This window comes from Lentzea miocenica, assembly GCF_033949945.1.
GTDB lineage: Bacteria > Actinomycetota > Actinomycetes > Mycobacteriales > Pseudonocardiaceae > Lentzea > Lentzea miocenica.
This window is the reverse complement of the sequence record NZ_JAXAVW010000012.1, coordinates 233,709-244,183: the sequence shown is the minus strand read 5'-3', so window position 1 is coordinate 244,183 and position 10,475 is coordinate 233,709. Positions and strand designations below refer to the sequence as shown.

12 protein-coding genes are annotated in these 10,475 nt (G+C 68.6%); 4 read left to right on the top strand and 8 right to left on the bottom strand.

Annotated features, from left to right (window positions below; translation table 11 throughout):
• Nucleotides 1–269, top strand: a 269-nt coding sequence (locus tag SK803_RS16800) for a hypothetical protein (protein ID WP_319966937.1), incomplete at its 5' end; no start/stop codon positions are given.
• On the opposite strand, the gene SK803_RS16795 is transcribed toward SK803_RS16800, so the two are convergent.
• Nucleotides 266–856, bottom strand: coding sequence for an LURP-one-related/scramblase family protein (locus SK803_RS16795; protein WP_319966936.1), 591 nt, complete (start codon nucleotides 854–856; stop codon nucleotides 266–268). The two genes, SK803_RS16800 and SK803_RS16795, sit on opposite strands and share 4 nt — an antisense overlap.
• 3 nt (nucleotides 857–859) lie before the next feature.
• Nucleotides 860–1,225 (bottom strand): nucleotide pyrophosphohydrolase, encoded by a 366-nt coding sequence (locus tag SK803_RS16790; protein WP_319966935.1) that lies wholly within the window; start codon nucleotides 1,223–1,225, stop codon nucleotides 860–862.
• A gap of 88 nt (nucleotides 1,226–1,313) precedes the next feature.
• Here SK803_RS16790 and SK803_RS16785 point away from each other — a divergent pair, with 88 nt between their 5' ends.
• Entirely contained in the window at nucleotides 1,314–2,126 is an 813-nt protein-coding gene (locus SK803_RS16785; RefSeq protein ID WP_319966934.1) for a Rossmann-fold NAD(P)-binding domain-containing protein, read from the top strand.
• Here the strand turns inward: SK803_RS16785 and SK803_RS16780 are convergent.
• From SK803_RS16780 to SK803_RS16770, 3 genes are all read right to left on the bottom strand, one after another.
• Nucleotides 2,099–3,016, bottom strand: coding sequence for a hypothetical protein (locus SK803_RS16780; RefSeq protein WP_319966933.1), 918 nt, complete (start codon nucleotides 3,014–3,016; stop codon nucleotides 2,099–2,101). The two genes, SK803_RS16785 and SK803_RS16780, sit on opposite strands and share 28 nt — an antisense overlap.
• 62 nt (nucleotides 3,017–3,078) lie before the next feature.
• Nucleotides 3,079–4,197: a hypothetical protein gene (locus tag SK803_RS16775; RefSeq protein ID WP_319966932.1), complete on the bottom strand. Its 1,119-nt coding sequence runs from the start codon at nucleotides 4,195–4,197 to the stop codon at nucleotides 3,079–3,081.
• Between the two features lie 19 nt (nucleotides 4,198–4,216).
• The gene (locus SK803_RS16770) at nucleotides 4,217–5,116 is read right to left on the bottom strand and encodes a helix-turn-helix domain-containing protein (protein WP_319966931.1); all 900 of its coding nucleotides are present in this window, start codon (nucleotides 5,114–5,116) and stop codon (nucleotides 4,217–4,219) included.
• On the opposite strand from SK803_RS16770, the gene SK803_RS16765 reads away from it, so the two are divergent.
• Nucleotides 5,115–5,357 carry a hypothetical protein gene (locus SK803_RS16765; protein ID WP_319966930.1) on the top strand — a complete coding sequence of 81 codons (243 nt, stop codon included), beginning with the start codon at nucleotides 5,115–5,117 and terminating at the stop codon, nucleotides 5,355–5,357. The two genes, SK803_RS16770 and SK803_RS16765, sit on opposite strands and share 2 nt — an antisense overlap.
• Here the strand turns inward: SK803_RS16765 and SK803_RS16760 are convergent.
• Entirely contained in the window at nucleotides 5,338–5,970 is a 633-nt protein-coding gene (locus SK803_RS16760) for a hypothetical protein (protein ID WP_319966929.1), read from the bottom strand. The genes SK803_RS16765 and SK803_RS16760 overlap by 20 nt on opposite strands.
• Nucleotides 5,971–6,094: 124 nt before the next feature.
• Between SK803_RS16760 and SK803_RS16755 the strand changes: the two genes are divergently transcribed.
• Nucleotides 6,095–7,012, top strand: coding sequence for a hypothetical protein (locus tag SK803_RS16755; protein ID WP_319966928.1), 918 nt, complete (start codon nucleotides 6,095–6,097; stop codon nucleotides 7,010–7,012).
• Here the strand turns inward: SK803_RS16755 and SK803_RS16750 are convergent.
• Both SK803_RS16750 and SK803_RS16745 read right to left on the bottom strand, forming a co-directional pair.
• Complete coding sequence (locus tag SK803_RS16750) at nucleotides 7,009–9,639, bottom strand: ATP-binding protein (RefSeq protein WP_319966927.1); 2,631 nt, start codon at nucleotides 9,637–9,639, stop codon at nucleotides 7,009–7,011. The two genes, SK803_RS16755 and SK803_RS16750, sit on opposite strands and share 4 nt — an antisense overlap.
• Nucleotides 9,636–10,475: a metallophosphoesterase family protein gene (locus tag SK803_RS16745; RefSeq protein WP_319966926.1), complete on the bottom strand. Its 840-nt coding sequence runs from the start codon at nucleotides 10,473–10,475 to the stop codon at nucleotides 9,636–9,638. The genes SK803_RS16750 and SK803_RS16745 overlap by 4 nt, the downstream gene beginning before the upstream one ends.

The window sequence follows — 10,475 nt, the reverse complement described above, 5'->3', positions numbered from 1 at the left end:
TGTTCACATGCCTTTCGCATGCTTCAGGGGCCGTCCGGGTGATGGACCCAGGCGAGCGGGTGATGCGGGTCAAGCGCGCCTTGTTCATCCCTACCGTGATCGTCATGAACGATCAGTGGGCAGGGGAGGCACCTTTGCGGTGGCGAGCGCGCAGGAGGCGGGGCAGGCACGCCCGCGAGCCCGCGCCGTCATCGCAGTCACTCCTGCCCGCAGTGCTCGGCGTCGTGCTGCTGGTGTGCCTGATCCTCCTCCTGCTGACGTACCTCTAGCGGGACTGCAGCGCGTCGAGCGCGACGGCCTGAGCGATCACGAGCCGGCGGTCGACGCCAGGATCCTGGATCGGGACCAGGTAGTGGTCGCGGACCCAGGTCTTCTTGTCGACGCTGAACACGGGAGTGCCGTTCTCCGTGGTGAAGTCGAAGTGATACCTCATGGGGAACGGTGCTTCTCCGACGATCGGGATCCACTGCCACAGCCGGCGGAAACCGGCGAACCACTTGTTGCGCTCAGCGCCCGTCGTCTGACCCCAGCCGGGCTGCTCCAGGTGCCACGTCGACCGCAGCAGCGACTTGGCGAAGTCCTTGCGGAACGACCCGATCGACTGCCCGTTCGCGTCGGTCACGTCGTAGCCGCTGCCCAGATCGAGCGCCTTGCGGGCGTTGAACTCGAACAGCACCTGGCTCTTCGACGAGTCGGTGTAGACCGTGATCCGTTCCTTGATCTTGAACTTCTTCTGCTCGGCGAACCCGACCAGCTCGCCCGGCTCGCCGGCGTTGTCGACGAAGACCTCATAGCGGTTGGTCATGAACGTGACCTTCTGGTGCACGTGCAGGACCTGCACGTTCTGGAGACTCACAGCTCACCTTTCTTCGTAACCCTTTTCCAGGGGCACGGGCGTCAGGCTCCCGGTCGGGAACCGCCGCTCGTTGCGCTCGATCTTGGCGAACGCGGCCTCGACGAGGTCGACACCGAGCTTGTCCGCCAGCCTGGTCAGGTAGTGCATCACGTCGGCGAGCTCGTCCCGCACGTTCCAGGCGAGTTCTGGGTCTTTCATTGCATTCTTCGCCTCATCGGGCGTCAGCCACTGGAAGAGGTCGGTGAGCTCGCCGACCTCCGCGGACAACGCCATCACCAGGTTCTTGGGGGTGTGGTAGCTGTCCCAGTCACGGGCGGCGGCGAACGCCCGCAACGCATCCCTCAGGTCCACGAGATCACGCTCACTCATGCCCCACTGAGTACCACGTGGACGAACGAGCAAGGATGGCGGCCGATCAAGCATGGATCGTCCGCGTCAATGTTGATTAGCTCTAGTCATGTCAACATTGAGCGAGATCAAGCCGGCGACCGTCCTCGTGCTCGGCGCCACCGGCAAGACCGGACGCCGCGTCACCTCACTCCTCGGCCCCGCGGCGCGTCCGGCGTCGCGCTCGTCGGCGACGAAGTTCGACTGGTCCACTCAGGACACCTGGGAACCCGCCCTCGTCGGCACCACCGCCGTCTACGTCGTGCCGCCGGACAACCCCGCGACACTGGCCGAGTTCGTGCCGCTGGCCGTGAAGTCCGGCGTCACCCGCCTCGTCCTGCTGTCCATGCGCGGCGCTCCCGAGGACGACCCGTTCGAAGCGGCGATCAAGGACTCCGGCGTCGAGTGGACGATCCTGCGCCCGACGTGGTTCATGCAGAACTTCGACGAGGACCTGTTCGCAGAGCCCGTGCGGCACGGCGAGCTCGCCGTGCCCGCAGGTCAAGGCGTCCACCCGTTCATTGATGTATTGGATATCGCCGAGGTCGCCGTTGCGGCGCTGACCCAGCCCGAGGGTGGAAACAACCACGCAGCGCAGACCTACGAGCTGAGCGGGTCCGAGTCGTTGTCGTTCGCGGAGATGCTCGCGCGGATCGTCGAGGTGACCGGCAATCCCATTCTGTACACAGACGTCGAGCCGGACGAGTTCGCCGCCTCGTTGCGCGGCCTCGGCTACCCGGACGAGATCGCCGACCTGGTCACGATGCTGCTCGTGCGCATCCGCACGGGAGAAGAAGCCCATCTGTCCGACGGCGTGCAGCGGGTGCTCGGTCGTGCGCCGCGGACGTTCGCCGACTACTTGGGCAGCAGCAGCTTCGTCTGAAGACCGCGCGTGCCCTCGTTGGTGATGACCGCTTCGCAGAGTGCGCGGCCCGTGCGTGCGCGCCACTCTTGCGCGACGTCGCAGTAGCGCAGACCCATCGCGTAGGTGAGCTGTCCGATGCGTTCGCCTTCGAGGAGCACCTCGAGTGTGTGTTCGCCGATGTGGCTGCCTTGGGTGATGCGGCAGTCGCGGAGCTCGGCGATGACGTGGACGGGCGTGCGGCCGTTGACCACGCGGTGCAGCACGTGCTGATGGGCTTCCTCGCCCGTGACGTTGACCTGGTGTTCGGCGGGCAACGTCGGTGCGGTGCCCAGGGCCTCGTGGTCGAGCAGCAGGAGCCGCGGGGTGCCGAGGTGCAGGTGCACTCCGTAGTAGCGATGGCCGCCGCCCATGATGCGGGCCGGGCACGAGCCGACCTCGCCGCGTTCGGCCAGTTCGACCAGCAGCGGCCGGTAGTCGGCGGCCTGGTCGCCACGCAGGTAGCCGGCGGTGATCGCGGACCCGTCCCCGCGCAGCAGGTCGACCCGCACCGCTTGGTCGTCGTGCCGGTTGGCGGTTTCCGGCACGAGCACGGCGGTGGCGGGGATGGCGTCGCCGAGCTCGTACGCCGTCGAATGCCTCGCCACCTCCGCGATGGCGTCCTGGTAGTGCGACTCACCGACGATCGCGACCCGCCCGGCCGTGGACAGGCGGCGGATGCGGGAGCGGGTGCGCGTGAGGACGATCTGCTCGGGCGCTTTGTGCTTGGTGCCCATGAACATCAACGCGAACAACGCGAGCCCGATGACGAAGCCCAGCGGGCCGAAAGCAACGGTCAGAACCAGCGCGAGCACGGCAACGGAGATCAGGACTGCGGCGGGCGAAGGTTCTGTGCGTTGCTGCATCGTCATGTGGCGTCCTCACGACTCGGCATCCCGTCACTCTCAGTGTCGGGTATGCCGGGCGATGCGTTTCACAAATCGCTCGTTTGGCCTAGTATAACAGGCTGGCAACTCCATGTAGTGACCGGACTGTGACGCGGGTCGGGATCCTCAGCCATCGGTGGCCGCGGATTTTCCTCGGCGAGCTTCTGCGTGGCGCCCATGGACGCCCACGCGCGTGCCGTGCCGTAGGACACGCCGCCGAAGAAGAGCACGCCGATCAGGAAGCCCCAGCTGTCGGTGAAGATCCGGAACACCGCATAACCCGCCATCGCCGCGGTGAGGACGCTCAGCACGAGCATCGTGTGGTGCGTTCCGTGCTTGACCTTCTTCAGGTTGGGCGTCATCGACTGCTTGCCCTGCAGATCCCACAACTTCTTGGCGTTCGACCAGCGCGTGCTCTCCAACGCCGGCCTCGGGTCGGGCTTGGCGCGCGCCTTCGAGCGTTCCACGACGAGCCGCGTCGCCTTGTCGATGTCGTCGACCGGCAGCAGCCACTCCTGCCCGCCACCGATGACGCGCAGCACCGGCCCCGGCGAGATGGTCAGCTCACTGGTGTTGCCGAACCGCCACTGCGCCGCCGTGCGCACGGCCCCCGCCTCGACGTGGCTGATGCGGTCGAACGGGATCGCGACGCGTCCGACCGGCGACTCCGCGTGTCTCGGGGGCGGCAGCTTGTCGAGCAGCAGCCTGCGCGACTGCACCCGCAGTCTTCCGCCGCCGCGCAACCCGATGGCGACCTCGACAGCCGATCGCCGGACGTCCCCTGTGACCGGCCACGACACGACCTTCGCCGCGATCCACGCGAGTCCCCATGCGACCGCCGGCGCCGCCAGAGCCAGCAGTGACCTCTGGCCGCCGGTGAGGACGCCAACCAGCGCGACCGGCACTGTCGGCAGCAACGCGATCCTCGGCCACGCCACTGTCATCCACCAGAGGCCCGCGAACAGCAGGAACGCCACCGGCACCGGCCAGAACCCGTTCAGGTCGGTGAGGTGCTTCATGAACTCGGCAACGAAGTCGAACTCGTCTTTCCTGCCGGGCAACGACGTGCGGAACAGGTACGACGACATGGTCAGGTACGCGAACGGCACGCCGGCGTAGCTCAGCACGATCAACGGCAGCGCCACGAGATAGCGCAAGAACGTCATTTCCGGTCCCCCAGGTTGATCAGTGGACCAGAGTGAGGCGCGCGCGTCCTCTCGGTCCTGGTTCTCCGCCGCCCGGCAGTGCCGTGAGGACGAGCCCGAACACGAGCCCGTTGAGCTCTTCCAGGCCCAGGTTCAGCTCTTTGGCCACGTTGAGCGGTGTCGTGCCGTTCTCGCGTAGCACCCGGAACACCTTGGTCAGCAGCTTCGAGGTCTCCCGGCGCGGCATCGTGCCCTGGGCGCTGTCGAAGATGAGCGTCCTGGCCGCGAACCGCTCCTTGGCCACGTGCCAATGCCGGTGGTCCGTGCCGCGCAACTGCCCCCGCGGCATGAGGAACTCGGCGGCGAACTCGTCGGGCTCGTCGTGTCCGAGCAGGACCGCGATCTGCCTCGTCGCGTCGAACCTGGCCTGCTCCGGCGTGGCCGTCGGGCTCAGGAACACGAACGGCGTTCCGTTGTGCCAGCAGGAGAACGCCTCCTGCTGCGAACAGTCGACCGGCAGCGAGAACACCCGCACACCATGAGACTCGAGCAACTGCACCATGTTCGGCGCCGGCCCGTTCTGGAGCCGCCAGGCCGCCCTCGTGCTGCTCGGCGACGTCCTGGGTGGCGGCAGGTTCGGCTGGGGAAGCACGAACAGGCGCTCCAGCCACCCGTTGAACTCGATCGCCAGCTGAGCCGCCGCACTCGCCTGCACATCGCGCGGCCCGTTCTGCGGCCGCGGCGGTTCCGGCGCCGTCAGAAACGCCTCCGGAAACCCGAGCGCCCCGGCCAGCGACTCGACGGTGGCCGCCTTGGGCCGCCGCTGCCCGCGCTCGTACTCGCCGATGGCCCGCGCCGACACCCCGGACTTGCGCGCGAGCTCGGCCGCGGTGAGTCCGCGCCGGGTGCGGGCGAGCGTGAGTCGCGACGGGGTGAGCATGATCCGGCCATTGTCGCTGCTGCCGTACCGCGCTGCCACGCGGGTCTCGCTGGGCAGGACGAAGGACGCTGTTGTGCGTGATCAGGTGGACGCATCCGGTGTGGACGGCGCCGATCTGCTGCGCGTCGACGGGCCTGGTCCGACCGCGAGTCGCGGTCCCGCCCGGCTTTTGTGCACCGGCCAGACTCGCGCTCGACGCGACCCGCTGAACCTCCACCACCTCACCGCCGCAACGCGATAGGGAAGTCCACCTCCTCCGGACCGTCCACATTGGGTGTCCTGCGCTGCGGAAACTCCATCGGCGGCAACACGATCCGATGCGCCCACCGCTCAATGATCTGATTCTGCGGCGTGGGCTCCGGCTGTGACACCTCCCGCAACACCACAAGCCGATCCTCCAGCTGCAACGGGTACGTGACCAGGAACCACAACTTCAACCCCTCGTTGCGCGCGTTCTCGAACAGCGCGAACTGGTCGTGGTCGTTGTCCCGCATCATCGCCGCAATGGCAGGCCCCTTCGCATAGTCACTGCGCAATGGCGCGTCCGGCGACCCCGTTCCGCGGTTGCCCTGAAGCGTGCCGAGCAGAATCGGCCGCGCCGGATGCCGAACCAGCCCTGCGTTCCAGTGGTCGAGCCGCTGCCACCCCTCCGCCGCCAGCAACTGCCGCAACGTGCCCACCCGATGAATCCAGTCGAGCAGCCCCGGCGCGTTCGTCGGCCCGAACGGCGGCGATGCGGCGCGGGCGTCGATACCGGCGGCGATCGCGCGATCCAGGACGGAGAGGTGCAGGCCCAGCTCGGCGAGCTTCTCGTCGGCGCCGGGGGTGAGCTTGCGGAAGGCGGCGTTGGTCATGGGATCGACGGTAGCGACGGGGTCTGACAATTTTCGGCGGCATTGTGTCCGGCCGATCAAGTGCCTGCGGTTGTCACCCGGAGGTGGTATTCATCGTTTGGGGTGGATTGTTTGGTGACGACCGGTGAGGTGGGCGTTGGGGCAGACGGCATATGTGTACGTGGGGAAGGAGTCCGCGGAGAACTTCGGTATCGGCAAAGATCGCGGCGTCTGGGGGTGGGAGACCTCGGTGCTCAGTAAGAGCGCCAACCGCGATGACGCGGCGTCGCTGCAGCCAGGTGATCTGCTCGTGCTCGGGCACAAGGCTCCCGGCGGGCCGCGCATCGCCGAGGAGAACTGGCGGCAGGTGAGCATCGAGCAGGTTCTCTTCATGGAGGTCACCAGGCCGTTGTACGACTCGGCCGACGTGGTGTGGCCGGACAGGCCGTATCCCCATCGCATCGATGTCCGGTTGGTCGACGCCAGGCGTCAGATCGGCGTCGACGAGCTTGGTCATCGCGGAATGGACGCGCTGCGTCTCTCGGGTTGCCGGCAGGGCGCGCCCATCCTGTACCCCGGCCAGGAGGTCGTTGAGCTGCTCGGCGAGCCGGAGCTCGAGGACATCGACGAGGACGACCTCGACGACGAGTTCGAGGGCGAGGTCAACGGAGTCGCGTTGACGACCGTCCGCCGGGAGCAGGCGTGGCTGAAAGCAAGGGCGTTCGGCAGCGCACCGATGGTCACGTGCGATCTGTGTGGTGAGAGGTTGCCGAGAAAAATCGTGCGGGCCGCCCACATCAAGCGCCGCGCCGACTGCACCGAGGCAGAACGTCGCCGCTGGCGGAACAACATCCTGGCCGCCTGCACACTCGGTTGCGACGACCTGTTCGAGCACGGGTTCATCTATGTCGACGATCGCCTGCGTATCCAGGCGGGTCCGCAGGCACAAGGTCTCGAGAGCGTGCTGGCGTTCATCGACGCACGGCTCTCAGGACGGAAGGTCAGCGACCGGAACGGGTTGAGAGCGCCGATGTTCGAGGCTCACCGCCAGCGGGTGCTCTAGGCGGCCACCGGCGTGAGCTGGTGCAGCACGTCGCGCGTACCCAGCCGCTCCTGCGCCCACTCCACCACCGAGCTCTCCTGAGCGAACAGCACGATCTGCCGGTCTTCCGACAACCGCAGCAGCAGGTCCAGCACCGCGCGCGTGCGAGCGTCATCGGCCTGCACAGTCACGTCGTCCAGCAACAGCGGACACGGCTCGGAAGCCAGGTGCTGGGCGAGGGCCACGCGCAGCAGCAGATAGACCTGCTCGGCTGTGCCCAGAGACAAACACGACGCCTGGTGCCACGTCTCAGATGCGGCACACACGCGCACGGTCAGAGATGACGGATCTACTGCTGCGTCGACGTAACGGCCGTCGGTCACCAAAGGCAGCCAGGTGCGGAGGGTTTCCTCGAGAGCCGGGGCGATGGTGCTGTGGACCTTCTCGCGGGCCGCGGTCAGGTAGCGGGAGGCCAGGTCGATGGCCTCCACCTGGGTGGTCACCTCGGCCAGGGCCACCGCGGCGGTCTGCACGGCCTCTTCGGCGTCGGGGACGCTGGGCAGGCCGCGCACCAGTTCGCTGACGGTGCCGGCCAGCGAGTCGCTCGACGCGGCGAGGGCGGGGTCGACCGGGTCGCAGGCGGCGTAGCGGAGGGCGGTTTCGATCAGTGAGGCGTGGTGGGTCTGGGCTGCGGAGAGGGTGGTTTCGAGGTCGTTCACCGTGCCCTCGGCTCGCAGCGACTGGAGTTCGGTCCACGCGTTGCGTTCTTCCTCGGCCTCGCGCAGCCGGCGGTCCCAGCCGCGTTGCCACTCGGCGATGGCGCGCATCAGGTCTTCCGGGCGTTCGCCGTGGCCACCGATCGCGGTCACGGCCTCGCGCAGCTGATCGAACGCACGGGCGTGGGTGACCGCGGCTTCGGCGACGGTGGTTTCGGCCTGGCGGCGGTCTTCCAGTGCCTGCGCCAGAAGTGGGCGTTGGGCGGCCATCAGCGCCTGGCGGGCGCGGACCTTGCAGTCGGTTTCGTAGTCCACCAGCAGGTCTGGGACGGACATCGCGGCGTCGGTCTTGCCGCGTGCGGCCAGTTCCACGCGGACTGCCTTCTCGGTGCGTGCGACCTCGCAGACCAGGTCCGCCTGCACGGCTTCCCAGGCGGCGCGGTTGGCCAGGCGCCACAACGTTTCGCGGTCCGCGGGCACGCCGAGCGACGCGCACGAGGCGACGGCCTCGTCGTGGACGCGCACGGCTTCCAACGCCACCGCGCGCTGGCCCTCGGCCTCGGCCAGTTTGCGGTCCGCGATGAACAGCGAGCCCCGTGCCTCCGTCGCCAGAGCGGCCTGTTCGGCGGCGAACGCGGCGGCGGCGTCGCGCTCAGGACCGTTGCCGCGGGCCAGGGCGCCGCCGACGCCGGCCACCAGTGCGGCCACCAGGACTCCGGCGGAGGCCAGTTGCTGGCCGGTCAGGAAGAGCAGGACGCCCACCAAGGTGGTCAGGCAGCTCAGAGCCAGCAAAGCGTTGCGCAGGAACGGGTTCGGCATCGCGATCTCCTGCACGTGCGCCGCTGCCACGTCGGCCTGGACCTGGGCGCGGGCCGTGGTGGCCGCTGCCTCGTCCTGGCGCTGGCGGGCGTTGTCCACCTCGATCGACGCGGTGGTCAGGCGGGCGCCGGCGGCCGGGTCCAGGCGCGTGGCCAGGCCGCGCAGCACCGAGGGTTCGGCGGTGGTCGGCGGCGAGGGCCGGCGTGCGTCGTGCGCGGCGGCAACGGCGGAAGCGGTCTCGTAGGCCGTTGCCACGACACGGAGTTCCTCGTCCAGCGCAGTCTCGCCGACGGGAGGGTCGGGGAGGGCTTCCAGTTCGCCTTCGAGCGTCGACGCGGAAGGTCCGGTCAGCGCACGAGGGGTCGGCGCCGCACGCCACGCGGCCAGCGCACGGTTGACCATGTGGGTCAGCTCCTCTTGTGCGGCGAGGCCGGACGGTGGCGAGTCGCCGAAGCGTTCCTGCAACGAACTCAGCCGCGCCACCCGTGCGCGCAGCTCGTCGAGCAGAGCCGTGTGTTCCTGCACGGCAAGGCGTGCGCGGGCAGCGGCGGCCGATCGGGCCTGTGCACTCAACGACAGGTACCGCGCGTGTTCGCGACGGGCCACGGCCAGGTCGGTTTCGGCCTCGCGCAAGCGGTTCCTGGCGTCCTTCAACTCGTCTACCGGCGCGGTCAGTCGTTGCAACGCCTGTTCCACCGTGCCGTCGGTGCCCGCGGTGGCGGCGGCACGACGCAGGTGGTCCTGCAGGCCGTTCGCCGCGTCCAGCACGGTCAGCAGCTGCGCCTGATCCACGCACGCGGTGGCGGCGAACGACGTGCGGTCCAAGCCGATCCGGCGCGCGACGTCCGGGCCGGAGTCGTCGTTCAGATCGCGGTCCACCGCGACGACCTCGCCGGACTCCATCGACACCATCGCCGCCACGCGCCAGGACTGGCCTTGCCACGGACGGTGCCGCGCGGACGGTTCACCGCACAGAGCGGCGCGGATCGCGGCGTGCCAGGACGACTTCGCGGACTCGTTCACGCCCGACACCACGGTCAACCCCGGCGCCAGCGGCAACGTCCGGTCGTGCAGCGGCCCGAAGGCGTGCGCGGTCACCGACTCGATCCTCATCGTTCCTCCAACGCCCGCAGGCCGGCGGCGAGCACGCGGCCGCGCAAAGCTGTGTCCAAAGACGGATCAGCCAGCACGTCCCGCACGAACTGGCCGCGCACGGTCCGTTCCGCGGCAACGGAATCGAAGTCCAGCAACGGAAACGTCTCGGAGTGCTCGGCCACCAGCCCGAGCGACCGCGAAGCCGACACGTCGAAGATCTCGCGTGACACCGAACCGTCGTCGTGCACCGTGCACAGAACGGCCCCGCGCTCGCCGGTCTCGTCCTCGGTCAACGGATCCGGGTTGCCGGGGAACGTGTAGCGAACGGCGTGCTCCGGCGTGTGCACGTGCCCCAGGAACGCGTGGTCCAGCCCGGTGATCGCGACGTCGTCCGGCGCGGAACCGTGACCCAGCGCCAGGTTCACCCCGCTCCGGTTCACCGCGAAGCCGTCCAGGAAGTCCCGCGCGGGGCCGGGCCCGACGTGCGCGGCACCCCACAGCGTGACGCCGTCGGCGAGCTCCACGGGTGTCAGCGACTGGGAGGAGAACACGTGCACGTTCGGCGTCCAGTCCACCTGCTGGTAGACCGACTGCGGCCCGTACCAGTCGTCGTTGCCCGGCGCCAGGAACACCGGCAACGAGCAGTCGAACGACGACTGCAGAAAGGAAGCCGTCGAAGGGGAGCAGCGATCGTGCTCGTACAGGTCGCCGGCGCAGAGGACCGCGTCGACGTCCGATTCCTGCGCGAGATCCACGATGCGGCCCAGCGTCTCGCGCAACGCCTGGCGCCGTGCGGGACCCGCGCTGGGAAAGCGCGTGTCCAGATGCAGGTCCGCGAACAGCAGCAGTTTCAC